Source organism: Sphingomonas sp. KC8 (genome assembly GCF_002151445.1).
Taxonomy (GTDB): Bacteria; Pseudomonadota; Alphaproteobacteria; order Sphingomonadales; family Sphingomonadaceae; genus Sphingomonas_E.
On record NZ_CP016306.1, the window covers coordinates 599,060 to 624,576 of the forward strand.

The window sequence follows — 25,517 nt, forward strand, 5'->3', positions numbered from 1 at the left end:
CGACGACGTCGCTAGGAGCGAATTGGCGGCGCCCACTGCCCGTCGAATCGAGAAGGACCAAGATGCCCAAGATCGTCGATCATGACGAACAGCGCCGCATCATCGCCGCGGCTGCGGTACGCTGGATCGCGAGCCGTGGGCTGGAAACGCTGTCGCAACGCAATGTCGCGGCGCTTAGCGGCCGATCGAAGGGAAGTGTCCAGCATTATTTCCCGGACAAGGCTTCGCTCATGTTTGGCGCGCTGCGCTGGATTTCAGGCGAACGGGCGGAACGCGAACGCGCAGCACCAGGCGATCCCGATGCCGGCGATCCCTACGCCACGCTCAGCCGCCGGCTTTATGCCGTGTTGCCAACCGACGATAAGCGGGCCGAGGAATGGCGCGTTCGTCTGTCGCTTTACGTCTATGCGCATAATGACCCGGATATGCAGGCCTATCTGGCGGACCATGGCCGCGAACTGGCGGAACGCGGCATCGCCGATATCCGCGCCTGTCAGGCAAAGGGGGCGGTGCGCGCCGATCTCGATCCGGCGCTTACCTATCAGCGCATGTCGGCCGCTGTGTCGGGCATCGCCGTTGCGGCCCTCGCCAATGGCGGCGCGCTGCACCCGGCCGAACAGAAAGCGATGCTGGCCGAGGCGTTGAAATCCATCACAACCTGACGGGGGTCACCAGAACCTTCCGGCTAACAGGGAGGGGAAAAGATGAAAGTCCCCACGATAATTGCTGCCTTCGGCTGTACCGCGTCGATCGCAGCACCGGCCGGGCGCGGCCCAGACTGGCCGGCAGGAGGTGCCGATTTCGATCGTGTCGCTGGGTTCGGACCGGCTGGTGGACCGCTACGTCGATCGCCTTACCGATATCGGGTTTGCCGTACCCGCATTGCGGCTGAGCCAGCATCCCACCTTCCTGTGCGACGAGCGCCCCCTTGAAGTCAGCAGCGCACCCGCCACGCAGAACTCCCGCAGCCGTCTGTCGCAAGCGCCGCGGACGGGCAGCGATTATTCCAGATAGGTTGTACGCAACCGGGCAAAGTCGCTGTCGGTCAGACCGACAACGGCGCGCAAATACCCTTCAACCGATCCCCATTGGGCATCAATCATATCGAACGTCGCACCAAGGATTGAAACGCCATCCTTCCCGAAGAGCGGCTGCGGCGCATCCTTCCCACTTTTTTGCGCGGCCGCGAAGAAAGCCGCGATCGGGTCGTTGAGATGCTTTGCAAGGTCGATCGGTGGCATTTCATATTTTGGCCGGCGCGCCGACGTGGACAGATGATAATCTTTCAAAATGACATCGCGGGGAACACCCAGCGCCGCAAGGATCAGGGCCGCAGTCATGCCCGCGCGATCCTGCCCCGCCGAACAATGGAAATGGACGGCGCCATCGGCGGTTTCCAGCGATTGAAAGACATCCTTGAATAGCGGCGCCAGCGTGGTCGCCACGCTTCCATAGCCTCCCCTTTCGGGCAGACCCATGGTGCCGCGTGTACTCTCCGGCAGCAGCGCCAGCATGGAATAATCGTGGCTGATCGTGCGCCGATCGTTGGCACTGGCGAACAGACTTGGCGTCAGCCGGCGTTCCTCGTTCGAGCGCAGATCAATCGTGGTGCGAATATTCAGCCCATCGACAAAGGCCAGATCGGCGGGGCTGAGCATCGCCGGCGCTCCTGAACGGTAGATCATGCCCCATCGGACATGCTTGCCATCAACGGTGCGATACCCACCCAGATCGCGAAAGTTCGACGCCTGCTGCAGCGGCAGCACACGTTCGGCGGCCCATACACCGTCCCTTTTGGGATCGTCCGGACCACCATCCACCACGACATGGAAATACGGCCGGTTGCCCGCCAGCTTCGCGGGAATAACCGCCTTCCCGTCCCGATCATTCGTAGCCACGGCTTTGCGGGGGGCAGCGCCGTCAGGCTTGTCCGCGACGAAGACGGCGACCGGCACAGCCGCCCCCTCCGTCTTCCACGTCACTTCATACGCCCCGGCCGGGTTTCGAAAAGCCTGCGCGTCGATCACGCCGGGCGCCGCCACCGCATGGGTCGCGGTGCAGCATGCCAGTGCAAAGGAAAGGCTGCGCAAATGTTGAGGCCGCATCAGAATTTCACCTTCAGATCGACGCCATATGTGCGCGGTTCGTTATAATATGTGATTTCGCCGTTGATCGTGCCCAGTCCCGTGATCGGATAGTCGAAGATGCGGTAGGTCTTGTTCGTCAGATTCTTGCCCCACAGCGAAATGGCCGCCTCCCCGCCCGCCAGACGGAGTTCGCCCAGGGTGATCCGTCCGTTCACCAGCCAATAAGGGCTGCTTTTTTCCCTGTCAGACGGATGGGCATAGGATCCGCTGGAATAGCTGGCATCGGCATGCAGCGAGAGTGCCCCGAACGAGAAGGGATCAAAACGGTAATCAGCAGACAATGATGCCGCATGATCAGGCGTGATCATCACCACCACCCGTTCGACTTGGCCGTTATAGGGGTTGATCTGCGGCGGAACGGACCAGTCGATATAAGTGTAGCTGGCGTTTAGCGTCAGCCCCGTCACGGGAACCACCGTAAGATCCGCTTCGATCCCCCGGATCGTTGCCGGCCGATCGGTATTGATCACTTCCGTGACCGATCCCCCGGACGGATTGGAAAACACAAGCTGCATGTCGCGATACCGCGTATGGAACGCCGCCACATTGAAGCGCGCCCGACGATCGAACAGGTCGCTCTTCACACCGATTTCCCAGCTTTCCACTTCTTCGGCCCCGAATTTCCCGAAGGTGGGCGAGCGGGAGTTGGCCCCGCCCGAGCGATAGGCCGTTCCCCAGCGGACATAGCTGTTGATGTCCGGGGTCCAATCGAACGCGATCGTCGCGGCGGGATCGAGGCGCTTTGACGCGAAGGTGTAGGCCAGCGGCGAAGGATTGCCGGCAAGCGCCGTCAGCGCCCCGCGCTTTTGATCATGGGTCCAGCGCAATCCCCCTGTCAGGTGCAGGCGTTCGTCAAACAGCCCAGCCGGTGTCCAGGTCGCCTGACCGAACAAAGCCTTGGATTTCACATGATTGACGCTGGCCCGATCGGGGAATGGCCCACCCGTCGGGGGATTTGTCAGAATGATGCCAGTGCCTGCGGCGTTATAGGCGGCCGTGTACAGCACATGCGCAGAATCATTGGCGTCTTCGTCGAAATAAAATGCACCAAGAACATATTTCAGATGGTCATATGTGCCGAGCAGCTGAAGTTCCTGGCTGAACTGATCCTGGCCGACATATGCCAGACTGTAACGCCCGGTCCGCCCATTGGGCCGGAACGCCAAGGTTGCGCCTGCATCATTGTCGAACTGCGATTGGGTCAGCTTGCGATAGGCGCTGATCGATCGCAATGTCAGCGCATCGCTGATTTCCCAGGTGGCGTGCAGGCTATGGCCTTCGGTGCGGCCGACACCCGGTTGCAGCGGGACGCCCATCCGCGCCTGGCGCTGGCGGCCCACATCCAGCCCGAACATGGGTGGCAATGTCGGCGTGGCGCCGAACAATGTCGTTATATGGGAATAGCCGGACGTCGTTTTGTCCCGTGCTTTGTCATACGAATATTGTACCGAAACGTCGCTCGTCGGTTCCCACAACGCGGTGGCGCGCACACCGTGGCGATTGCTGGCATACCAATCCCATTGGCCGCCCAGCGGATTATCAACCCACCCACCCCGTTCGGACCACATACCTTCCAGCTTGATGCTGATATTGGCAAATTCGGGCAGGTTCAGATGCGCGCCGACATTGCGGCCATCGAAATTGCTCAACCCGGCGTTTACGGTCGCGCCGAATTCACCTGTCGGTTTTTTCGAAACGATGCTGACAGCGCCGCCGACAGCGTTGCGCCCGAACAGGGTGCCCTGCGGACCGCGCAGAACTTCGATCCGCTCGACTTCGAACAATTCGCTGCCCAGCCCTTGCGTTCTCCCCAGATAGACCCCGTCGACGTACAGGCCCACCGTCGCGTCGCGGCTGATCGCGCCCGAATCCAGCGATGCAATGCCGCGAATGCCGATCGCATAGGCCGATGGCCGACCCGATATCGGCATCATCCGCAGCGACGGGACTGCCCCGCCCATCAAATCGGTCACGCCGCGAATGCCCCGTCGTTCCAGCGCATCCTGTGTCAGGACGGCGATGGCAATCGGCGTTTCCTGCAAACTTTCTTCACGCTTTTGCGCGGTGACAACGATGTCTTCGATCATGGGCGCAGGCGGCGAATCCGCGGAGGACACAGCTTCCGACAAAGGCTGCCGCGTCGAGGCAGGATCCGCAACCATGGCGGATGTCTGCTGCACGCCAGCACGTGGCCGGGGCGGGGTTTGCGCGCCGGCTGTAACCAGAAACGAACCACGCGAAATTGGCCGCACGCCAAGCCCCGATTCCCGTAACAGCAACCGTATCGCCTGTTCCGGCTGATAGGAGCCATGCAGCGACGGCGCGACAAGCCCGCGCACCGTTGCCGGATCGAACGCAATGGTGACGCCCATCGTGCTGCCCAGCGCGCGCAACGACACGTCCAGTTTCTGGCTTGGCAGATCAATCGTATAGATCATTTGCGCCGCAGCCGGTGTCGCCGTCGCGACAGCAAAGACGCTAATCGCATTAACAGCAAGCAAGCGTGCGCGTCTGGAAAAATCCATGAAGTCCTCCCCAAATCTGGCGGATCCGTTGCGTTTCGGTCCCTTGTCCGCCTTGCCTATTCAGACGACGCCGCAGGCAAATCCGGACAAGGCAGGGCGCATTTTTTTTGCGGAGGCTCGCTTTATCGGCTGATATGGATTTCGTTCCCCAGTTGCCGGACCTGGATATTATGAAGCGCTGCAACAGTTTCGGCGAACTGCATGGGATCGCGCGTCGTAAACACGCCGGACAGGCTGAGCGACGCGACCGACGGATCGACGACAATCTCGGTTCCGCGAATATAGCGATTATATTCTGAGGCGGCGTCGATCAACCGCGTATCATCGAACATGACTTCGCCCTTGCGCCATGCGGTGATGATGTTGAGCGATGGATGATCCACCACGGCCCCGGCCTTCGGCGTTACGGTTATGCGTTCACCGGGTGATAATATCGCGATCCTGACCGCGCCTTTCCGGGCGTCGGGCGCGTCTCGGGTTACCTCCACCCGGCCTTCGATCAGTGTGACCGAAACTTGCTGCGGGTCATCGCGCACCACGAAGGCAGTTCCGAGCGCACGGACCAGGCCGCCTTCATGCGCGACGATAAATGGACGGCGCGAATCTTTGCTGACTTCGAACAATGCCTCGCCGCGCAGCAATCGCACCCGGCGCTCCTTGGGGGCATAGTCCACCGCAACAAGGCTGTTGGTGTTCAGCGTGATGCGCGATCCATCGTCCAGACGCACAACGCGTGTTTCGCCCGTGGCCGTTTCGTAGCGCGGATCGCGCATTGCGGCGATCGGTGTCAGCAATAACAGGATGATAAGGGCCGCGGCCATTACCAGCGCAGGTCGTGTGAACACATTGCCGGCGCCGGCCGATGCTGGTGCACTTGCGGGCGCCGGCACGTTCATCGGCACCGCCGGGGCATAAGCCTGCGCTTCATGCCAGATTGCATGATCGGCGGCACCCGGCAGAAGGTCCCATATCTCGCACGCGCGCCCAAAAGCATCGCGGTGGCGCGGATCTTGGCTCAGCCAGGCCTGCAATGCCTGTTCGATACCATCGTCCAGCCCATGGCCCTGCAAACGCGCCAGCCAGGCCGCTGCTTCGGCGTCAATCGCCGTCTGGTCAGGCCTGTGGTGCATGCTCATCCATCCAACGCATAAGCCGCAATGTCGCACGCGCGATCTGCTTTTCAACGGCGGCGACAGAAAGCCCTTCATTTTCCGCAATGGTGGCAACGCTCAGGCCATCCAGGCGCCGGGCCAGGATGATACGCCTGCTCTTGTCCTCCAGTTGATCCAGCCCCGTCCGCAGATGCGTCAGACGCGTCCGCGCACCGGCAATATCTTCGGGGGTGGGCTGGGTATCGATGATCGCATCGAGATTGGCGGGGCGAACCGTAAACGGCGCTCTGCGGCGCACGCGTTCCCGATCGATGGACAGGTTCACCGCGGTCGTCACCAATACCGCCTCATGCGATCGCACCGTACTGGTCTTTTCATATTGCAGGATACGGACATAGGCATCGTGCACGATGTCATCGACATCATCGACGGCCACGCCACGGCGCAGCAGGACATGCTTCGCTTTTTTCAGCATGCCCACGACCGTCAACCGATTCATCGCCACCTCTCTCGCCCCCCTAGACGATGCGGCGACCGATTTCGGACAAAATAGCGCTGCCAATCCGATATTTTTTCCGCATGGCGCGGCGTGGGTGACACCGAGTATCGATCGCTGCCCAGAACCAAAGACTCGAAACCCTCCAATAGGCGCCTAGCAGGTTCTAGGTAATGTCGGCGAGCCAGAGCCGGTTGGGCGCTGGCGCCGAAACGTGCCTGGATCGACGGACGGCGATGATCCGGCACGCCTCCTCCCCATCTGTTGATACGCCACTTCCGCCGGCATCTGGTGGGATGCGCATCACCCCTACGGGATATTGCGGATTATGCCGGCAAGTTGCGTCCGGCACACCCGGCAAGGCGTCCGCAAACCCTGCCAACTCTGCCGTAGCCGGCGCGGCGACGCTGGCCCCGTTTGGAACGCGGCATGGAGGCGGGCAAGGTCGAAACACTATCCTGGTTGCGTTCTGACAGCTTGGCGCATGACGGATTTGGAGAAATCGGCATGACGGACATCGAACTGACCTTCCACGGTGCCGCACAGACGGTGACCGGCTCATGCATGGAAGTGGCCCATGGCGGCCGGTCCATCCTTGTCGATTGCGGATTGTTTCAAGGATCACGCAGTCTCGAACACCTCAACCATCAACCCTTCCGGTTTAGCCCGGACAAAATCGACGCGGTCATCCTGACCCATGCCCATATCGATCATAGCGGGCTGCTTCCGCGCCTGGCCGCCGATGGCTTTTCCGGGCCGATCTGGTGCACCGAAGCGACGCGCGATCTGCTTGTCTACATGCTCGCCGACGCAGCGCGCATTCAGGAGAGCGACGCCGCCCATCGCAATCACCGCGCCGACCGCGCCGACGAACCCGAAATTGCTCCGCTTTATACCGAGGCGGATGCCGAGCGCGCCATCGCCCTCATCGAACCGGTATCGCCGGGCCAATGGTTCGAGCCGGCGCCAGGGATGCGGGCCAGACTGTGGAATGCGGGCCATATTCTGGGTGCGGCATCGATCGAACTCAACGCCGGGGGCGTATCAGTCCTGTTCTCGGGCGATCTGGGGCCGGCCAACAAGACATTCCAGTCCGCACCCACCGCGCCTGTCGGCATCGATCATGTCATTTGCGAAAGCACCTATGGCGACCGCGACCGGCCGGACATCGAGATTGCCGCCCGCCAATCCATGTTGGAACAGGAAATCAAGGATGCCCTGAGCCGTGGCGGCAACCTCATCATCCCGGTCTTCGCCGTGGAACGGACGCAGGAATTGTTGTTCGACATCGCCACGCTGATCAACACCGGGCGCCTGCCCAATCGCCCGGTATTCATTGATTCACCGCTCGCCAGCAGGGCGACCAGCGTCTTCGCCAAGCATCAGCGTGAACTGGCTGATCTTGGCGATGGCGGCATCTTCGACAACAATGCGTTCCATTATATCGAAACCCCTGCCCAGTCGATGAACCTGAATACGATGTCGGGCGCCGTGATCCTGGCGGCATCCGGCATGTGTGAAGGCGGGCGGATCCGCCATCACCTGATCCATAATCTTGCGCGGGCGGATTCGACGGTCCTGTTCGTCGGCTTTCAGGCGCAGGGCACACTCGGCCGCACGCTTCTGGATGGCGCGCGACGTGTCCGCATCTCTGGCCGCGATATCGCGGTGCGCGCCCGCGTCCACCGGATCGAAAGCTATTCGGCCCACGCCGATCGCAGCGATCTGCTGGACTGGATTTCCGCCCGCCAACCCATCCGTGGCAGCCTGTTCCTGTCCCATGGCGAACCCGGCGCAATCGCCGCATTGCGCGACGCCTGCGCCACCAAGGACAATAGCGTGCTGATGCCCGCCATCGGCGAACGCTATTGCTTGGCAGCCAATGCGCCGGCCCGGCGCCTGTCGACCGGCATTCCCGAAATCCAGCAGGTGGCCGCGCGCGACTGGCAGAACGACTATGCCGATTTTGCCGTCAATCTGAAACGGCAGTTGCAACGCATCCATGATGACGCGGCCCGCCGCGACGCCATTCGCCGGATGCGCCATCTGCTCGACGATGTTGCCGATCATCGCGCGCGCAAGCAGGCAGCGACCCGCTTACCACAGCAGCAGCAACGCAACCGCCGACGCAGCGACACTCGCCGCTAACGGCGTGGCAGCGCGCAACCCCATTTTTCCGGGGGCAAGGACAAGTGCGAGGCCAGCCTTGAACAGCGTATTGAGCAGAACAGGAACCGCCAGAACCAGCCCCGCGGTGCGGGGGTCGAGCGTCCCGGTCGAAAGCCCGGCGAGTGACATCACCGCCGCATCCACATCCGCCAGCCCGGTAAGCGCCAGCACACCGCCGACGCCGATCTCGCCAAAGCGTTCGAATGCCCAGCGGGTTGCCAGCGAAATGAGCGCCACCAATGCCGCAAGCCCCAGCGCCGCCCCCAGATCGAGCGGATTGCCAAGCGTGACGGCGCCTGTTGCCTGCCCGGCGCCAGTCCGGCGCAACATCACCACCGTCAGGATCGCCGCCGTCGCCAGCGCGGGAAGGATCACCTGGGCCAGCGACGGCAGGGCATAAGGTGCAAGAATACCGGTAAGCAACAGGACTCGCACGAACATCATCAACGAAGCCAGCGCGATCCCGCCGATCAGCGGGCCTGCCGGTGCCTCGCCTGCGGCCAGCCTTCGCGCGAACGCAACCGTCACCGCCGTCGATGACACGATCGCTCCACAAAGCGCCGTGACCAGCACGCCCCGCGCCTGGCCGATCCGGCGCGCCGCGACATAGCCGGCGAAGGACAGGCCCGAAACCAGAACCACCACCAGCCACAGCTGGTGGGGGTTCCACGCGTCCAGCGGGCCCATCGGGACATCCGGCGCCAGCGGCAACAGCACCAGCGCGATCAATCCGAAGCGGGCGGCCGACCGGATTTCAGTTTCGCTCATGCCGCGCAGCCAGCCATGCAGTTTCTGCCGCATGGACAACAGCAAGGCGACGATCGCCGCAGCAGCCAGCGCTTCCGTGGCATGGCCGGTCGTCGCCAGCAGGCCAAGCATCACGGTGAGGACACCGACCAGCGCGTTCGTCGCACTCAATCCGTCGGCGCGTGCGCTTTGGCGAACATAGCCCACCAGCAGAAATGCCGTCGCCGCGACGAGTGCCATGGCGGCAGGCAACTGCGCCAGCATACCCGCGACGCCACCGATCAGCCCCAGCACGCCAAAGGTGCGAAATCCCGCTACCCGTGTCCCGGGCCCTTCTGCACGCGAAGTCCACCCACGCTCAACGCCGATCAACAGGCCAACGGCAAGTGCATCCGCCAGCATCATGATCGAACCCGGTACGCCCGGAAGAATCCCCATCGCCATCTCCGCCGTCTTACGGCCGCAATGCCCCAACATCGTTCCGAAGCGAGATACGCATTTGTCCTTATCTACCCAATCGGCGGGCATTCGAGGAAATAGCCCAGCATATTTCTTATCGCATCATTTTCTACCGCCGGGAATTTCGGCAGTTCTTCCAGATATCCGCACCCGCAGTGCTCCCAAACGGCATCGCGACGGTTGACCCCGAGCGATAATCCGGCTGAACCTGCGCGCAAGGATGGGTGGTTAAACCCACAACAGGGAGGGGGACCGGGATGTTCTGGACGCGGATGCGACGGGAGCCGTGCAGCCAATCCGCCATGTCGGGGCGGCAATGACCTGGATACCGCGTGACGGCCATGGGTGGCGCGGCCTCGTGCGCCGGATTGCCCGTGCAACGCGTGATCCCGACAGGGCCGAGGATCATTTGCACACGGCCTATATCCGGCTGGAGGAATATCGCGCGCGGGCCTGCGTAGCCAATCCGGAGGCCTTTCTGGTGCGGACGGCGACGAATGTCGCGATCGACGATTCACGAAGGCGCTATCACACGGCCGAAGGCGCTGCGCACGCGTACGACCTGGCCAATCTTGCCGACGATGGCCCATTGCAATTTGAAATGTTACAGGCCCGTCAGCGTCTTGAGCGCGTCCGTCAGGGCGTTGCGAGGCTGAGTCCCCGAACACGCGAGATATTCTTGATGCACAGAAGCGACGGTCTGAAGTATCGGGAGATCGCAAGCGCCCTCGGCATCACCGTGAGCGCCGTTGAAAAGCATGTGGCGAAGGCTTCCTTGTTCCTTGCCGAATGGACCGAAGGTTGGTGACATGCAGTCGCGCAAACGACTGATACCCCGTGCTTTGAAAGCCGAAGCCGCCACGTGGCTGGCTCGCCTGCGCAATGAGGAGCGCAGCGCGGCGGATGAGGCTGCGTTCCAGGCATGGCTCGCCGAAAACCCTCAAAATGCGGCGGCGTTCGATCTGGTGACGGGCACATGGGATGCCGCCGGCGGACTGATCACGACACACAGGGCTGCAGAACGCCCTGAGCCGATGATCGGACGGCGCAAGATGCTCGCGGCCGCGCTTGCCGCCATGACGGTCGTTTCGACGACGACGATCATGTGGCAGCGAACGTCCCCCGTCACCTATGAAACCCAACGTGGCGAACAGCGGCGGATCGCGCTGGCGGATGGATCGTCGCTCACGCTGGACACCGAAACGGTGATACGCGTCGGCTTTACGGCCGAAAGCCGCAATATCGAACTGGTGCATGGCCGCGCCCATTTCGATGTCGCCAAAGATCCGAACCGGCCATTCCGGGTCAATGCGGCGGGCCGCGAGGTCGTGGCACTCGGCACCGCGTTCGATGTAGCGCGCAATGGCGAGGAAGTGGCGATCCTGCTGGTGGAAGGACGGGTCGCGGTTCAGCCCATGGGAACTGCGGCGAACGAGAAGACGGCATTTCTAAAGCCGGGCGAACGCATCGTCTACGGCCAGCACGACATGGTTCGTCAGGAGCATCCCGATATCGATCGGGCGACCGCCTGGCAGGAAGGCCGGGCCACGTTCGACAACCAGCCGCTCGCCATCGCTGTGGCCGAAATGAACCGTTACAGCCGTCGACCGCTGGTCGTCGCCGACGAAAACCTCGCCGCCATGCGCATCAGCGGCACATACAGCACGCGCGATGCCGAGGCATTTGCCCGATCCGTCACCAATTTGCTGCCCGCGGTGGTACGCAGCACCCCGCAGGAAGTGCTGATTGAACCAATCGACGAAAAATTCGACCCACAGAGCTGAGGAAAACCGCGCGTCGTTCGTCACTGGGGCAAGGCGGGACAAAACCACCGCCTGGGAGGGGACAATCGATGAGCTATAAACCGGCATACCGCCGATCCATTCTGGCCTGTGCGGCGGTGATTTTGTCGTTGGCGCCGATGCCGGCCATGGCACGCCAGGCCCCCGTCGCCATCCATATTTCGGCGAAACCGCTTGCCGTGGCCCTCAATGAACTGGCGCAAAGCACGCATACCAGCATCCTGTTTACGCCGGACGCCGTCGCAGGCCTGCGGTCCACGCCGGTCAGGGGATTGCTGACCCCCGAAAATGCGGCACGCAAACTGGTTCTCGGCACGTCGCTGGAAGTGCTGCGCGACGAGGTTGGCGCGCTGATCATTCGCAAACGGGGTGAACTCGGCCGGAATGGCCGGGATATCGGTTCACGGCCCGTTGCCGCCGCCGCCCAGCCGGTCAGGATCGCCAGCGCGACCCCCCAATTGAACGGCCTTGGTGTGACGCCGGCAAGCCCGACCGCGGTTCCAGTGGCGGATTCGGGCTTGACCGATATTGTCGTGACGGCCCAGAAACGCGCTGAATCCCTGCAGGATACACCGATTTCGATTGCGGCCTTTTCGGCAGCCGATCTGGAAAAAAGCGGCATTAACGACATTTCGGACCTGCGTTCCGAGGTGCCTAGCCTGCAGATCACCCCTCACCCCAACAGCGGCACCAGCACACGCATCTTTTTTGCGCGGCGTCGGCAATAATGACGATCAGATCACCCAGGATCCGTCTGTCGCGGTCTATGTCGATGGCGTCTATGTCGCGCGAACCCAGGGCATGGTGTCCGAAGTGGCCGAACTCGAACGGGTGGAAGTGCTGCGCGGTCCGCAGGGGTCACTCTATGGCCGCAACGCCACCGGCGGCGCGATCAATTTCATCACGCGGGCACCCGATCTGAATGAACTGCGGATCAAGCAAACGGTAACCGTGGGTAATTATAGTCATTTCCGTACGCGCACCAATGTCAGCGTGCCTGTCGCCGATACGCTGGCGGTGGAATTTGGCTACATGCACACCGAACGCGATGGTTTCGTGCGGAACCGCGGAACCGGGGTGAAGCGGTTTGGCGATCAGCGCCGCAATGCCTATCGCGCCGCGTTTCTGTGGCAGCCCAGTGCCGATTTCGATATCCGCTACAGCTATGATCGTTCCGAACTGGGCGATACGCCGACGTTCATGGCTGCCGTCCCGCTCTTTCCCGCCAGGGCCGCGCGGCCGACCGAAGGCTCCACCTTTGTGGAGGATCTGAAGCGCAATGATGTGGTGGCCCAGGGGCATAATTTGACGGCGTCGTGGGATGCGGCGGACGGCCTGACCCTGAAATCGATCACCGGATACCGAAAACTGAAAAGCCAGACATACCAGAATTACCATGCTGGATTACTTGGCCCATACGCATTTCTCGATAATAAGAATTATATCGACCAGGATCAGATTTCGCAGGAATTTCAGATCATAGGCGATCTATTTGATGATCGCCTGAAATATGTAATGGGTCTTTATTATTTTGATGAAAGCGCCGATGGCCTGGATGTCAGCGCCGTTCCATCGCGCAACGTTATGACAGAACGCACGGTGACCATCGGCAACAGGGCTTACGCCGCTTATAGCCAGGTCACGCTGACGCCGCCGATCCTCGACGATCGCCTTCATTTGACGGCTGGCCTGCGCTGGTCACGCGACGAACGCAAGGCTTCGCTTCAGGAAACGACGATTCCAACGGGAGTTTCGCCCATCGTGGGGCCGACGACGCGGGGGAAGACGGCGTTCAACAATGTCAGCCCCAGCATCATCGTCGCGTTCGATGTTAACGACGACGTCAATCTCTACGGCAAGGTCGTGCGCGGATATAAGACCGGTGGTTTCAACACGCGCGCCAGTACCCGTGATCGTTTTGCCGCAGGGTTTGATCCCGAAACGCTGACGGCCTACGAGCTTGGCATGAAATCCACCTGGCTGGACAACAGGCTGCGGTTCAACATCGCCGCTTTCCTGTCGGATTATAAAGATATTCAGGTCAACACACGATCGGACCCGAACAATGTCGGGATCACCGACGTGCTGAATGCCGGCAAGGCTAAGGTGAAGGGTATCGAAATGGACATCACGGCTAAGCCCGTCGATGCCCTGACCGTGAGCTTCAGCTATTCCTATCTGAATGGTAAGTATAAGAAGGTTATCGACGCTACCGGCGCAGATCGGTCGAGCTTCTTCCGTTTCATCAACACCGCGCCAAATACGATCAGCGCAAAGGCGGACTATCAATTCCCGCACACGTCGATTGGCCAGCCGGGCCTGTTCGTGGAATATTATTATCAGGATCGCATCACCACCTCGACGTCCGATCCGCGCTACAAGGCGGCAAGCTATGGGCTTCTCGATGCCCGCCTCACCTTGTCCGATATTCCCATCGGCGTTGGAAATTGGCGTCTGTCGGCGTTCGGCCGCAATCTGACCGACGCGAAATATTATGTGGCCCATTTTTCGGCGGGCCTGCCCAGCGCCTTTTATGGCCAGCCGCGCACATATGGGCTTGAACTGACGTTTGAATATTGACGAACAATATGGGCGCCAACGAAAGACGGCGCCCATTTCTCAGGGATATCATCAACCGCACACCATGCCCGACAATCCGAACTGGTCTGTCGGGATCGATCGGACAGCACCGCTACCGTTCGCGCTAAAGTACGCTATGTGGCCGACAAAGGGAGCGGTGCGGCGTCATGATCGCCGGGCTACGCATGAAAGAAAGACGGAATATGACGCTAAAAGAAAACAGCCGGACGTTGCCGGTCATCCTCGCGGCCGCAATGTTCGCGGCGCTTCCGTCATGTGCCGGCATCGATGCACGTCCCGAAGCCACCGCGATCGTCAAACAGACGGACCTGATCCCGTTCCGCGCCGCCAGCGTTGCCCGGATTGCCGGCACGACCGACAGCGAAATCCGCTGGTCAGCAACCGGCGCGCAGACTGTGACGGTCTATGCGGGAACCGACCCTGACAATATCGATCGCAAACACCCTGTTGGGCAGGGCGCGGCAGACGCCACGATCCGGGTGACAGGGCTTGCAGCGGACAAGCGCTGGTTCTTCCAGCTTGTCCCCGATCATGGCGCACCGCTGGTGATCGCCGATCATGGCGTGCACCTGAAAACCGTCCCCAATTTGCGCGATATCGGCGGCTATCGCACAGCTGATGGGCGCTGGGTGAAAATGGGGCTGCTATATCGCTCCGACCAGCTCGATCGGCTGAGCGACGCCGATCTTGCCGCGATGGGAAATCTGGGTATCCGGCTGATCGCCGATCTGCGCACCAGCAGCGAACGCACCCGCGAACCCGATCGCATCCCTGCGGGCGCCGAACATCTCGTGCTCGACGTGGCGGCCGACAGCAAAGGCGGGCTTGGCGGCGACATGCGCCAGGCAATGAGCATCATCGCCGCCGGCAAAGGCGCCGAAATGCTGACCGAGGGCAATCGCGATTTCGTCTCGCTCGGCAGTGCCCGCACCGCATACAGCCAGTTGCTAAGCCGGATCGGCGCCGATACCGCAGGTCCCACATTATACCATTGCACCGCCGGCAAGGACCGGACCGGCTGGGCGAGCGCGGTCATCCTCACCTTGCTTGGCGTCCCGCGCGAAACGGTGATGGCCGATTATCTGGCGAGCAACGATTATCTGCGCGAAAAGAACGCCGCATCCCTGGCCGCGCTGGCCGCATCGAAGGCGCCGATCACGCCTGAAAATCTCGAACCCGTGCTGGGTGTGCGCGCCGCCTATCTCGAAGCGGCCTTTGCCGAAGTCGATCAGCGTTATGGATCATTCAGCGCTTATGCCCGCGACGCACTCGGGCTGGATGCGGCTGCCATTGAACGGCTGCGTGCTCGCTATCTGGCCGGCAAGCCTGAATAATATGGCTTCGCCCGCCTAGCCATCGATGATCCCGAACGCGCCCTGCAATCGGGCGTTCGGGAAAATCCCGTTTCCGCGCGGGACCTGCCTCACGGCGCGACACAAAATGTAATTATTGGTGGCCGGATCAAGGTGAGGCGATTTACGGCTTTTTGCCAGCAAATCCGGCCGCATTGCGAATATAATCCTGGCACGATCAAGATTTTCGCCTTTCTGGCAATTGCGGTCACCCCGCTTATATTCCGGCGCCAGAAGGAGTTGAGATGACCGGTTTCAAATTTCGATACTTTGGCGCCATCGCAATGGGGCTGGCGGTTTCCGTGATGCTCGCCACGCCGGCGGATGCGCGGCGGGGTGGCAGCTTCGGCAGCCGCGGCGCACGGACGCACGATGCCCCAGCGACGACTGCTGCGGCTCGCAAGCCGGTTGCACCGGTTCAGCGTTCCATGACCGAAAACAACAAGCCCGCTCAGGCAGGATCGCCGGCACAGGCAGCCAAACCCGCCCCGGCCAAATCGGGCGGGCTGGCAAAAGGCCTGATCGGGGGCCTGATCGCCGGTGGCCTGATCGGCGCATTGCTCGGCAACGGATTTGGCGGACTGGCCGGCACCGGTTTCATCATGGCCCTGCTTCAGATTGCCATGATCGGTGGTCTGATCTGGCTGGGCCTGCGCATGTTCCGCCGCAAGCCTGCACTGGCGCCCGCTTATGGTGGCAACATGGCTTCCCCCTTCACCGCCGCCGCCCAGCCTGCGGCTCCCACGCGTCCGTTTGCCTTTACCGGCGCCACCGCCGTACCGCAGAGCGAAGACATTCCGATCGAACAGGCCGACAAGGAAGCGTTCGAACGGCTGTTGTTCGAAGTGCAGGATGCGTTCGGGCGCGAGGATTATGCAGCGCTGCGTGAACGGACCACGCCTGAAGTGATGTCCTACTTCGCTGAAGAGCTTAGCCAGAACGCCACCAATGGCCGCCGCAACCAGGTTTCCGGAACCCAGTTGCTCGAAGCCGAAGTTGCCGAAGCGTGGCGCGAAGGCCGCAAGGATTATGCGACCATCGCCATGCGGTACGAAAGCGTCGATGTCATGCTGGACCGGGCCACCGGCGCGGTGATCGAAGGGGATGCCGCGCGGCCAACGCAAACGACCGAATTGTGGACCTTCGCCCGCGACGGGCATGAGGCATGGCGCCTGTCAGCGGTGCAAACCGCCTGATCAACAGGGAGCGATGACGGACCCGGCCGGCCGTCATCGCTCCCATCTGTTCCCCGTCGGCCAATTGTCAGACCGTTTCGCAGCACCCATCAAACGCCGTCCTTTTTCGGGCAGCCACTATGGCAGCCTTTCCCCAGCCCCCGCGACTGGGCCGAGATGCGCAAACCCGCGATCGCCCCCTTGTTTTACATCCGATAAACAAGTGATGATGCGCCATCGCAGCGCCGTCGACGAAAGGATAATCGATGCGGTTGAAATGGATCGCCTCCGCTCTCCTCCTTGCCACCACCGCCATACCGGCCCATGCGGGCACCCCGGCCAAGAACGATAGCGCGCAGAATGCCGCCGCGATCAATATGCTCGTCAAATCCATCGGCTATCGCACCGTCGCCGGGCAGGGACAGGTGCCGGCTTATGCGGAATATCTTGCCGGCAAGCTGAAGGCCGCCGGCTTCGCGGCTGAGGACGTGACAGTCCAGAAGCGCGGCGAGACGGCAACACTGGTCGCCCGCTACCGCGGCACCGGCAAAGGCAAGCCCATCCTGCTGTCCGGCCATATGGACGTGGTGGAAGCCAGGCGGGAAGACTGGGAACGCGATCCGTTCGTCGCGGTCGTCGAGAATGGCTATGTCTATGGACGCGGATCGGCCGACAACAAGGCTGGCGTGGTCGTAATGGTGCAGACGTTGATCCGCCTCAAGCAGGAAGGATTCCGCCCGAACCGCGATATCATTCTCGCGCTATCGGGTGACGAGGAAACCGAAATGGCAACCACGGCGGCGCTCGCCACAGAGTTGAAGGGCGCCGAACTCCTGCTCAATAGCGACGCGGGTGGCGCCTTGCTCGACGAAGCGACCGGCAAGCCCACCGTGTATGGCATTCAGGCCGGTGAAAAGACCTATGCCGATTTTCGCATCGCCTTCACCAACCCGGGTGGCCATTCCAGCCGCCCATCGAAGAATAATGCGATTTACGATCTCGCCAAGGCGATCGACGCCATCGCCGCCTATGATTTTCCGGCGCAGATCAACGAACTGACACGCGCCTCGCTTGCGGCCGCGGCAACCAAGACACCCGGAGCCGTTGGCGAAGCGATGACGCGCTTCGTCGCCAACCCATCCGATGCGCAGGCGGCCGCCACGCTTTCCGCCGATCCGGAATGGATCGGCACGATCCGCACCACCTGTGTCGCAACCATGCTGGAAGGCGGACATGCCCTCAATGCCCTGCCCCAATCGGCTGCCGTCATGGTCAACTGCCGGATATTCCCGGGCGTGGAGATCGCATCGGTCCGCGACAAGCTGGCGGAACTTGCCGGCCCCAACGCCAACATCACCGTCATCGGCAATCCCGTGGCGAGTGATGCGTCCCCTTTGCGCCCCGACGTGCTGGCTGCCCTGCGCAAAGCCATCGACGCCCGTTCGCCGGGAGTGCCGATCGTGCCCAACATGTCGGCAGGCGCGACCGACAGCCTTTATTTCCGCGCACAAGGCGTGCCGAGTTACGGCGTCGGGCCTTATTATATGAAGGCCAGCGACGATTTCTCACACGGCCTGAACGAACGGGTGACGGTGGAAACGATCGAAGGCGGCCTCAAGCAATGGTATGTGCTGCTGAAGGAACTCACCAGATAATCAGGTCAGCAGCGTATCCAGCCACCGTTCGGCCATCCCCGCCGCTTCATCGGCGGTGAAGGCCTGCGGGGCGAGGCACAGTTCCAGCCAAAGCCCATCGACAAGCGCGGTAATCGCCACCGCCTTCAGCCGTCGTTCCGCCACCGGCACCCCGTTTTCGCCAAGCAGCGTTTCGATACCGGCGCGGTAGCCGCCATATATGTCGCCATGCAATGCGGCGATCCGTGGATCCGCCTTGACGAGGCTCCAGAAGGCGATCCACGTCGCCAGCAACGCCGGGTCCGCGATCGGCGGCTGGAAACTGGCGATGACATAGGCCGATAATCGCGCGCGGGCATCCTCTCCCGCCGTCATCACCGCCGCATCCAGCGCCGCCGCCACCCGCTCGCCAACCGCGCGATAGGTTGCCGCCACCAGATCGTCGATCCCATCGAAATAATGGCGCAGCAGGCCCGGCGAAACCCCGGCCTCCGCGCAGATCGCTCGCACCGTGGCGCCGGCCACGCCTTCTTCGGCGAGCCGCTTGGCGCATGCGTCGATCAAATCCTGTCGCCGGGTATCGGCTTCCTCGCGGGTAAAGGTGGCGCGGCTCATCGCCCATCCTTAGCGCAAGCCCGCTTGCGGGGAAACGCACCCTGTTATACAATCGTAAAATAATCAGGGATAGGTCATGGCCACGATATTGAAGCAGCCTGTGGAATCGGGCGCGGGGATACCCGGCGATCATCTCAGCCTGCCTGCATGGCTGTATAGCGACCCGGAATATTTCGCGGTCGAGATGGACCGCGTGCTGCGGCCGTCCTGGCAGGTCGTCTGCCATGTCAGCGACGTGCCTGATCCCGGCGATTATCACGTTCTCGATTTCATCGGCGAAAGCGTGATCGTGATCCGTGGTGACGACGGTGCCGTGCGCGCCTTCGCTAATGTGTGCCGCCATCGCGCCTCCCGCCTTGTCGATGGCCCGTCGGGTTGCGCGAAGAAGCTTGTCTGTCCCTACCATGCCTGGACCTATGGCAATGATGGCCAGCTGACCGGCGTACCGATGAAGAGCGACTATCCCGGGCTGGACCTGACGACCCACGGCCTTGCCCCGATCGATATCGATATCTGGCGTGGGTTCATTTTCATCCGTCTTACCGGCGATGGCCCGCGGGTCGCCGAAAGGATGGGCTGCTACGATGCCGAAGTGGCGCCCTATCGCTTCGAAGATATGCGCGCGATCGGCCGGGTCACGCTGCGTCCGCGCCCTGTGAACTGGAAGAACATCGCCGACAATTATTCGGACGGCCTGCACATCCCTGTCGCGCATCCGGGGCTGACCCGTCTGTTTGGCCGGGATGGCTATTTCATCGAAGCCGCCTCTTATGTCGACAAGATGTGGGGAAATGTGGTTGACCGGCCGTCATCCAACATATCCGAACGCGCTTATCAGGCGTTCCTGCCACACATGCCCCATCTGCCTGCCGACCGACAGAAACTTTGGCTCTATTACAAGCTGTGGCCCAACTTTGCGTTCGAGATTTATCCGGATCAAATTGATTTCATGCAATTTCTGCCACTGACACCGACGACGACGCTGATCCGCGAAATCAGCTATCGCCTGCCCGACGACGATCGCCGCGAGACGCGCGCTGCACAATATCTGAACTGGCGGATCAACCGCCAGGTTAACAGAGAGGACACACAGATCATCGAACGCGTCCAGCAAGGGATGGCATCGCCCAGCTATACGGTTGGCCCGCTCGGCGAGAGCGAAGTGTGCCTGGCGAATTTCGCGCGCAAGCTGCGCCATCTCATCCCCGAAGCGGCCCTGTCCGAACCGCCGCCCGGCGGCTGGAGCCGGAGGGCTGCCGCATGAGCAACCGCTATGATGCAATCATCATCGGCGGCGGGCATAACGGCCTTGTCTGCGCCTTTTACCTCGCCCGCGCCGGCCTGAAGGTCCGCGTGCTCGAACGCCGCCACGTGGTGGGGGGCGCTGCGGTGACCGAGGAGTTTCACCCCGGCTTCCGCAATTCGACGGCCAGCTACACCGTCAGCCTGCTGCGGCCCAAGGTGATTGCGGACATGAAACTCCACGATCACGGCTATCGCGTGATCGAACGGACGATCAGCAATTTCTTCCCGCATGATGGCGGCTACCTCAAGCTGGGCGGCGGCGCGGGGCGCACCCAGGCCGAATTTGCGCGTTTTTCGCAGCAGGATGCCGAAACCTTCCCGGCTTATGAAGAAGCGCTGGAAGCCGTGGCCGAAGTGCTGCGCGACATGGCGTTGCGCACGCCCCCCAATGCCGGCGGCGGGATCCGCGCGCTGCTGGCGGCGGCGGCGCAGGGACACAAGCTGGCCGGCCTGTCGATCGAACAGCAGCGCGACGTGATGGACCTTTTTGTCAAAAGCGCACGCAGTTTCCTCGATCGCTGGTACGAAAATGAATATGTGAAGGCCGCATTCGGTTTCGACGCGGTTGTCGGCAATTATGCCAGTCCCGACACGCCGGGATCGGCCTATGTGCTGCTGCACCATGTGTTCGGCGAAGTGAACGGCAAGAAGGGCGCATGGGGCCACGCCGTGGGCGGCATGGGCGCGATCACGCAGGCGATGGCGGCCGCCTGCACCGCGCTGGGCGTCGAAATCAGCCTCGAAGCACCTGTCGCCAAGCTGCTGGTCGATGGCGGCCGGGTTTCCGGTGTTCGGCTGGACAGCGGCGAGGAAATTGTCGCCCCGATCGTCGCCGCCAATGTCGGGCCGGCCCTGCTCTATCGCCAGTTGGTCGATCGATCGGATATGCCGGCGGACTTTGCGAGCCGGATGGACAATTACAAGGTCGGATCAGGTACGTTCCGGATGAACGTCGCGCTATCCGAACTGCCCGATTTTTCGGTTCTGCCGGGTACGGTCAAGGCTGAACACCATACCTGCGGCATTATCATCGCGCCGACGCTTGATTATATGGACCGCGCCTTCACCGACGCACGCGAGCATGGCTGGTCCAAGCAGCCGATCGTGGAAATGAAAATTCCATCCACGGTGGATGACAGCCTTGCCCCGCCAGGCCAGCATGTCGCCAGCCTGTTCTGCCAGCAATTCGCGCCGGTTTTGCCCAACGGCCGCAATTGGGATGACGAGCGTGAAGCGGCGGCCGATCACATCATCGACACCGTCAACGCGCACGCCCCCAATTTCAAGGCGTCGGTGATCGCGCGGCAAATCCATTCTCCGGTCGATCTGGAACGCAAGTTCGGGCTGATCGGCGGGGATATCATGCACGGACATATGTCGATCGATCAGCTATGGGCGGCACGGCCGATGCTGGGCCACGGCGATTATCGCGGGCCGATCAGGGGGCTTTACATGTGCGGCGCGGGCACCCACCCCGGCGGCGGCGTCACCGGCGCGCCGGGGCATAATGCAGCACACGAAATCCTCGCGGATCGCTCATTGATCGGCCGTTTGCTGCGCCGTGCCTGATCGCCGCACCAGCCAGTAAACCGGGGCGCCGGCCGCGAGAAGGACGAGGCCCCAGCCCGTCGCTTCGGGACCGGCGCCATAAAGCGTCCATATCGAATAAAGCGCCGTGGCACTGGCGACGACCAGCACGATCCTGTCGCGACGCAACAGCCGAAACGCCGCAAGCGAACAGCCGAGATACGCAACCAGGGACGTCGATGTCGCCAGCAGCGCGATGAAGGTGAACAGGTCCGCCATCGACCGCGAATAATTGGTCAGCATCACTGCGGTGACCAGAATGCTCGATACGATATGCGCGCGCACCGGCGTGCCACGGCGCGATGATACCCCAAGCCAGCGGGGAAAGACGCCATCACGCGCCATCGCCCACGGCATTTCGCCCTGCAGCAATATCCAGCCATTCAGTGCGCCGAACGCGCTGATCGCCGCGAACAACGCAACCAGCATCCCGGCATCCTCACCCCAATGCAGGGCGATGAAATCGGCGATCGGCGCGCTCGATCGGGCGGCATCGGTCGCCGGCATCAGCAAAGTCACCGCGGAACAAACCAGCAGATAAATCACCCCGGTGATCGCCATCCCCCACAATGTTGCCCGTGCGATCGTGTTGCCAGCCCCCTCCACCTTGTCCGCCGGTATCGTCGCGGATTCCAGCCCCAAGAGCGCCCATAAGGTAAGCGTGGCTGTCGCCGTAATCGCAGCGGGATGGATATCGGCCACCCGGAACGGCGCCGGCGTGCGCCCCTGCCCGATCATCACCGCAGCCAGAACCAGCACCGCAAGCAACGGCAGCAGTTTCAGGACCGTCGTCACCACTTGCAACCGGCCGGCTGCGGCGACACCCCGGCAATTCACCGCTGTCAGCGTCCATATGCAGGCGCAGGCCAGCAGCGCGGGCAGGCCCGGCACCGCGCGGATGGCCGGCATGAACACGCTGAGATAGGAAATCGCGGCCACCGCGATCGCGGCGTTGCCTACCCACAGGGTGATCCAGTAGCTCCATGCGACAACAAACCCGATCAGCGGCCCGAACGCCGCGCGGGTATAAGCGTACGGCCCGCCTGCCTGCGGTACAGCGCCCGCAAGCCGCGCGAAAACAAAGGCCAGACACAGGCCTCCGCCAATGGTGATCAACCAGCCGAAGATCGCGTTCCAGCCGAACGGCGCGAGACTGGCCGGCAACATGAACACGCCCGACCCGATCATATTGCCCACGACAAGCGCCAGGCACATCCAGAAGCCAAGTGCTCGGGGCTGACGGACGGCCATGCCCTTTGTCATGTCCCGTCCGTCCCGATCGCCTTTAGAATTTCGTTCCCAGTTTCAATCCAATGGTGCGTGGCTGGGTCGGGTAGGTGTAGATTTTACCTCCGATCGCACTCACGCCATCCGGATCGCCGCAGATCGTTTCGCCGCACTGGATCGTTTTTCCCACCGCGCCATTCTTGTCGAACAGGTTGCGAGCAAACAACTGCAGCGACCAGCGATCGCTGCTCACCCCCGCGCTGATATCGACCGTGGTATAGGCCGGAAGGTTCCCGGTGATCGCGCGTTCGACGAGGCGAAGGTCGCTCGTGCGCCGCCCTTCATAGACAACACCTGCCTGCAGATGGGCGTCCCGCCCGCCACCCAGCGCAAAATCATATCGCGCCACGATATTGCCCTTGAACTTCGCGGTGATCGGCAGGCGCGTGCCGGCAGGTGCCAGTTGTTCGTTATCGTCGGGTATGCCGTCCGGATCGCCATCCGGCCCCGTGATGTCCGGGCCGGGAATGGTGCAGTCAAACTCCAGATTGGCGAATTTGCAGAAGTCCTTCGTGATCTTGGCGTCATTATAAGATCCACCGGCGCTGAGCGTCAGCCCGCCGAACGGCTTGACCGTGAGATCCATTTCCGCGCCGCGAATGCGGGCATCGCCGGCATTGCGGATTTCGGTGAGACCATTGGCGCCGAGGAAGCTCAACTGGATACCGGTCCAGTTCAATTGATAGACCGCCATGTTGAAGCGGACCCGCCTGTCGAACAATGTCGATTTCAGGCCAATCTCATAATTATCGATGAAATCGGGCTGATAGGGCGGCAGCGTTCCGCGCCGGTTGATACCGCCCGGACGGAAACCGCGCGAGACGGTTCCATAAAGCAGCACGTCGTCGTTGAATTTATAAGTCAGATTGATCCGATGGGTGAAATCGGTGTCCTTGGTCCCTTTGTCGAGATTGGTGCACGGTGAACCGCCAACGATCGGCGGACCGAAACAGGCGGCTTCGCCGGTTCTGGAGCTATATCCTGCGGAATATCCAAAAAAACCGACCAGCGTGTTGTTATATCTGAATACCCGGGCGCCCAGGGTTACGGTCAGCTTGTCGGTAACATCGGCTGCCAGCTCACCGAAAATGGCGTAATCGCGATCTTTTCGGATTTGCTTGGTGTACCAGATGTCGCTGTCTGTCCCCGTGACAGTAAGCACGTCGGCCAGCCCGTCTATCACATAATTTTGTTCGATATTATGTTTTTGAACCTGATAGAATAATCCGCCGATGAACCTCACCCTGTTTTCACCGGGAGAAGCCAGGCGCAGTTCGTGACTTTGCTTGGTGAACCTGTCCGTGGAAACGATATACTGGTTCGGATTTATGGGGTTACCCATATTATCATATATGAACTCACCCGAACCGAACAATTTATCATAGAAATAGGCGTAGTCTGCATAGTCCGATTGCCCACGCACCGTTCGCTTCAGATAGGATCCGGCATAGGTAAGATCGAAACTGCCGATCTTGCCCTCGATCGTCATCGATGCCTGATACCAGCGATCATCGAAGCGTTCCGGGTTGAATTGCTGAACCTGCAGTTCGCCCAGCCCGGATTCCTGCGCAAATGTACCATGGCTGACCTGCTTTTGCCCCATCACCTGCGGCGTGAGCGTCCAGTTGTCATCCAGGTCGATCTTCAATGCGGCGCGCCCGCCATAGGTTTCCACGTCGTTATAATCTTTCTTGACAAAGGGGGCATTGTCGAATGCGATCCCCGATGACGGAAAGTTCAGCGTACCCGGAATATTATCGATGAACCCGGCGTCTTTCTTGTACCAGCCAACCACGCGCACGGCCATGTTGTCGCTGATCGGCGCGTTGATGAAGGCTTCACCGATATAACCCTGCCCGCCATGGGCGACGGTGTTCAGTTCAAGATCGGCACCGCCGTAAAATTTGCCCAGTTCGGGCTTGTTGGTGATGATCCGGATCGTGCCGGCCTGGCTCGATGCGCCGTAGAGCGTGCCTTGCGGTCCGGCCAGCGCCTCCACGCGCGCGATATCGTAAATATGGATATCGAGTGCGCCCTGGATCGTCGTGATCGGCTGTTCATCGAGATATGTGCCGACAGACGGAAGCGACGCCGAGTGATTGGCCACTTCCCCCGATGCGACACCCCGGAAATAAACGTTCGATCCACCCGGCCCCGATGTCTGATAAGACAGACTTGGCAGATACCGCGCATAATCATCGAAATCGGTGACTTGAAGCTCATCGAGTTTTTCAGTGCCGAACGCGGTTATGGCAATTGGAACATCTTGCAGATTTTCTACGCGCTTCTGCGCTGTAACGACAATTTCCTGGATACCGCCGCCGGCTGCGCCCTGCTGCGCCAGTGCCGGTGTGACGAACATCGTCGAAGCAAGCAAACCGAACCCCAGCGAAACACGCGTCAGACGCAGTTCCGCACGTTGATCATGCCCGTGCACCATCGTCTCTACCCCCTATGTCGAGCCGACTATGTATCGCTTCAATTGCGATTTATGGATGCAAGGT

Annotated in this window: 21 protein-coding genes; 13 read left to right on the forward strand and 8 right to left on the reverse strand. The window is 61.5% G+C overall.

The features are described from left to right. Positions 1–62 precede the first annotated feature (62 nt). Both KC8_RS02875 and KC8_RS02880 read left to right on the forward strand, forming a co-directional pair. On the forward strand, positions 63–662 hold the full coding sequence (locus tag KC8_RS02875) for a TetR/AcrR family transcriptional regulator (RefSeq protein ID WP_010123603.1): 600 nt from the start codon (positions 63–65) through the stop codon (positions 660–662). A 130-nt stretch (positions 663–792) separates the two neighbouring features. Next, positions 793–1,014: a hypothetical protein gene (locus KC8_RS02880; protein WP_138956592.1), complete on the forward strand. Its 222-nt coding sequence runs from the start codon at positions 793–795 to the stop codon at positions 1,012–1,014. On the opposite strand, the gene KC8_RS02885 is transcribed toward KC8_RS02880, so the two are convergent. Next, positions 1,002–2,105, reverse strand: coding sequence for a tyrosine-protein phosphatase (locus KC8_RS02885; protein ID WP_010123600.1), 1,104 nt, complete (start codon positions 2,103–2,105; stop codon positions 1,002–1,004). The two genes, KC8_RS02880 and KC8_RS02885, sit on opposite strands and share 13 nt — an antisense overlap. Then, a complete protein-coding gene (locus KC8_RS02890) occupies positions 2,105–4,585 on the reverse strand; it encodes a TonB-dependent receptor domain-containing protein (protein WP_050805344.1) in 2,481 nt (826 codons plus the stop codon). Before KC8_RS02890 ends, KC8_RS02885 begins: the two co-directional genes overlap by 1 nt. 85 nt (positions 4,586–4,670) lie before the next feature. Here KC8_RS02890 and KC8_RS20485 point away from each other — a divergent pair, with 85 nt between their 5' ends. Next, a complete protein-coding gene (locus tag KC8_RS20485; protein ID WP_257789638.1) occupies positions 4,671–4,805 on the forward strand; it encodes a hypothetical protein in 135 nt (44 codons plus the stop codon). Here the strand turns inward: KC8_RS20485 and KC8_RS02895 are convergent. Both KC8_RS02895 and KC8_RS02900 read right to left on the reverse strand, forming a co-directional pair. After that, complete coding sequence (locus tag KC8_RS02895; protein ID WP_010123598.1) at positions 4,795–5,802, reverse strand: FecR family protein; 1,008 nt, start codon at positions 5,800–5,802, stop codon at positions 4,795–4,797. The genes KC8_RS20485 and KC8_RS02895 overlap by 11 nt on opposite strands. Beyond that, entirely contained in the window at positions 5,786–6,283 is a 498-nt protein-coding gene (locus KC8_RS02900; RefSeq protein ID WP_037495268.1) for an RNA polymerase sigma factor, read from the reverse strand. Before KC8_RS02900 ends, KC8_RS02895 begins: the two co-directional genes overlap by 17 nt. Before the next feature lie 426 nt (positions 6,284–6,709). Between KC8_RS02900 and KC8_RS02905 the strand changes: the two genes are divergently transcribed. Then, positions 6,710–8,428 carry an MBL fold metallo-hydrolase gene (locus KC8_RS02905; RefSeq protein WP_010123595.1) on the forward strand — a complete coding sequence of 573 codons (1,719 nt, stop codon included), beginning with the start codon at positions 6,710–6,712 and terminating at the stop codon, positions 8,426–8,428. Here the strand turns inward: KC8_RS02905 and KC8_RS02910 are convergent. Beyond that, complete coding sequence (locus tag KC8_RS02910) at positions 8,378–9,634, reverse strand: MgtC/SapB family protein (RefSeq protein ID WP_138956591.1); 1,257 nt, start codon at positions 9,632–9,634, stop codon at positions 8,378–8,380. The genes KC8_RS02905 and KC8_RS02910 overlap by 51 nt on opposite strands. Before the next feature lie 379 nt (positions 9,635–10,013). On the opposite strand from KC8_RS02910, the gene KC8_RS02915 reads away from it, so the two are divergent. The 7 genes from KC8_RS02915 (at position 10,014) to KC8_RS02940 (ending at position 18,240) form a co-directional block, all read left to right on the forward strand. Next, complete coding sequence (locus KC8_RS02915; protein WP_232455605.1) at positions 10,014–10,463, forward strand: RNA polymerase sigma factor; 450 nt, start codon at positions 10,014–10,016, stop codon at positions 10,461–10,463. Between the two features lies 1 nt (position 10,464). After that, positions 10,465–11,439 carry a FecR family protein gene (locus tag KC8_RS02920; protein ID WP_010123592.1) on the forward strand — a complete coding sequence of 325 codons (975 nt, stop codon included), beginning with the start codon at positions 10,465–10,467 and terminating at the stop codon, positions 11,437–11,439. A gap of 68 nt (positions 11,440–11,507) precedes the next feature. After that, positions 11,508–12,185: an STN domain-containing protein gene (locus KC8_RS20190; protein ID WP_232455606.1), complete on the forward strand. Its 678-nt coding sequence runs from the start codon at positions 11,508–11,510 to the stop codon at positions 12,183–12,185. After that, entirely contained in the window at positions 12,166–14,037 is a 1,872-nt protein-coding gene (locus KC8_RS02925) for a TonB-dependent receptor (protein ID WP_232455607.1), read from the forward strand. Before KC8_RS20190 ends, KC8_RS02925 begins: the two co-directional genes overlap by 20 nt. Before the next feature lie 203 nt (positions 14,038–14,240). Further along, on the forward strand, positions 14,241–15,392 hold the full coding sequence (locus KC8_RS02930; RefSeq protein ID WP_010123591.1) for a tyrosine-protein phosphatase: 1,152 nt from the start codon (positions 14,241–14,243) through the stop codon (positions 15,390–15,392). A gap of 263 nt (positions 15,393–15,655) precedes the next feature. Further along, positions 15,656–16,606 (forward strand): Tim44 domain-containing protein, encoded by a 951-nt coding sequence (locus KC8_RS02935; RefSeq protein ID WP_010123590.1) that lies wholly within the window; start codon positions 15,656–15,658, stop codon positions 16,604–16,606. A 245-nt stretch (positions 16,607–16,851) separates the two neighbouring features. Next, a complete protein-coding gene (locus KC8_RS02940; protein WP_010123589.1) occupies positions 16,852–18,240 on the forward strand; it encodes a M20/M25/M40 family metallo-hydrolase in 1,389 nt (462 codons plus the stop codon). On the opposite strand, the gene KC8_RS02945 is transcribed toward KC8_RS02940, so the two are convergent. Beyond that, on the reverse strand, positions 18,241–18,834 hold the full coding sequence (locus KC8_RS02945; RefSeq protein WP_010123587.1) for a TetR/AcrR family transcriptional regulator: 594 nt from the start codon (positions 18,832–18,834) through the stop codon (positions 18,241–18,243). A gap of 76 nt (positions 18,835–18,910) precedes the next feature. Here KC8_RS02945 and KC8_RS02950 point away from each other — a divergent pair, with 76 nt between their 5' ends. Together KC8_RS02950 and KC8_RS02955 are read left to right on the forward strand one after the other, a co-directional pair. Then, the gene (locus KC8_RS02950) at positions 18,911–20,098 is read left to right on the forward strand and encodes an aromatic ring-hydroxylating oxygenase subunit alpha (RefSeq protein ID WP_010123584.1); all 1,188 of its coding nucleotides are present in this window, start codon (positions 18,911–18,913) and stop codon (positions 20,096–20,098) included. Beyond that, on the forward strand, positions 20,095–21,708 hold the full coding sequence (locus KC8_RS02955) for a phytoene desaturase family protein (protein WP_010123582.1): 1,614 nt from the start codon (positions 20,095–20,097) through the stop codon (positions 21,706–21,708). Before KC8_RS02950 ends, KC8_RS02955 begins: the two co-directional genes overlap by 4 nt. Here the strand turns inward: KC8_RS02955 and KC8_RS02960 are convergent. Next, complete coding sequence (locus tag KC8_RS02960) at positions 21,676–22,989, reverse strand: APC family permease (RefSeq protein ID WP_010123580.1); 1,314 nt, start codon at positions 22,987–22,989, stop codon at positions 21,676–21,678. The genes KC8_RS02955 and KC8_RS02960 overlap by 33 nt on opposite strands. Before the next feature lie 22 nt (positions 22,990–23,011). Beyond that, positions 23,012–25,453, reverse strand: a complete 2,442-nt coding sequence (locus KC8_RS02965; protein ID WP_010123578.1) for a TonB-dependent receptor — start codon at positions 25,451–25,453, stop codon at positions 23,012–23,014. Positions 25,454–25,517 lie beyond the last annotated feature (64 nt).

What these genes read in the sequence shown, in the direction of transcription:
- KC8_RS02940 (WP_010123589.1), top strand. Translation starts at nt 16,852, where the DNA reads ATGCGGTTGAAATGGATCGCCTCCGCTCTCCTCCTTGCCACCACCGCC.
- KC8_RS02930 (WP_010123591.1), top strand. Translation starts at nt 14,241, where the DNA reads ATGACGCTAAAAGAAAACAGCCGGACGTTGCCGGTCATCCTCGCGGCC.
- KC8_RS02910 (WP_138956591.1), bottom strand. Translation starts at nt 9,634, where the DNA reads ATGGGGATTCTTCCGGGCGTACCGGGTTCGATCATGATGCTGGCGGAT.
- KC8_RS02955 (WP_010123582.1), top strand. Translation starts at nt 20,095, where the DNA reads ATGAGCAACCGCTATGATGCAATCATCATCGGCGGCGGGCATAACGGC.
- KC8_RS02945 (WP_010123587.1), bottom strand. Translation starts at nt 18,834, where the DNA reads ATGAGCCGCGCCACCTTTACCCGCGAGGAAGCCGATACCCGGCGACAG.
- KC8_RS02890 (WP_050805344.1), bottom strand. Translation starts at nt 4,585, where the DNA reads ATGATCTATACGATTGATCTGCCAAGCCAGAAACTGGACGTGTCGTTG.
- KC8_RS02905 (WP_010123595.1), top strand. Translation starts at nt 6,710, where the DNA reads ATGGAGGCGGGCAAGGTCGAAACACTATCCTGGTTGCGTTCTGACAGC.
- KC8_RS02875 (WP_010123603.1), top strand. Translation starts at nt 63, where the DNA reads ATGCCCAAGATCGTCGATCATGACGAACAGCGCCGCATCATCGCCGCG.
- KC8_RS02960 (WP_010123580.1), bottom strand. Translation starts at nt 22,989, where the DNA reads ATGACAAAGGGCATGGCCGTCCGTCAGCCCCGAGCACTTGGCTTCTGG.
- KC8_RS02965 (WP_010123578.1), bottom strand. Translation starts at nt 25,453, where the DNA reads ATGGTGCACGGGCATGATCAACGTGCGGAACTGCGTCTGACGCGTGTT.
- KC8_RS02935 (WP_010123590.1), top strand. Translation starts at nt 15,656, where the DNA reads ATGACCGGTTTCAAATTTCGATACTTTGGCGCCATCGCAATGGGGCTG.
- KC8_RS02895 (WP_010123598.1), bottom strand. Translation starts at nt 5,802, where the DNA reads ATGCACCACAGGCCTGACCAGACGGCGATTGACGCCGAAGCAGCGGCC.
- KC8_RS20190 (WP_232455606.1), top strand. Translation starts at nt 11,508, where the DNA reads ATGAGCTATAAACCGGCATACCGCCGATCCATTCTGGCCTGTGCGGCG.
- KC8_RS02885 (WP_010123600.1), bottom strand. Translation starts at nt 2,105, where the DNA reads ATGCGGCCTCAACATTTGCGCAGCCTTTCCTTTGCACTGGCATGCTGC.
- KC8_RS02920 (WP_010123592.1), top strand. Translation starts at nt 10,465, where the DNA reads ATGCAGTCGCGCAAACGACTGATACCCCGTGCTTTGAAAGCCGAAGCC.
- KC8_RS20485 (WP_257789638.1), top strand. Translation starts at nt 4,671, where the DNA reads ATGAAGTCCTCCCCAAATCTGGCGGATCCGTTGCGTTTCGGTCCCTTG.
- KC8_RS02900 (WP_037495268.1), bottom strand. Translation starts at nt 6,283, where the DNA reads ATGAATCGGTTGACGGTCGTGGGCATGCTGAAAAAAGCGAAGCATGTC.
- KC8_RS02950 (WP_010123584.1), top strand. Translation starts at nt 18,911, where the DNA reads ATGGCCACGATATTGAAGCAGCCTGTGGAATCGGGCGCGGGGATACCC.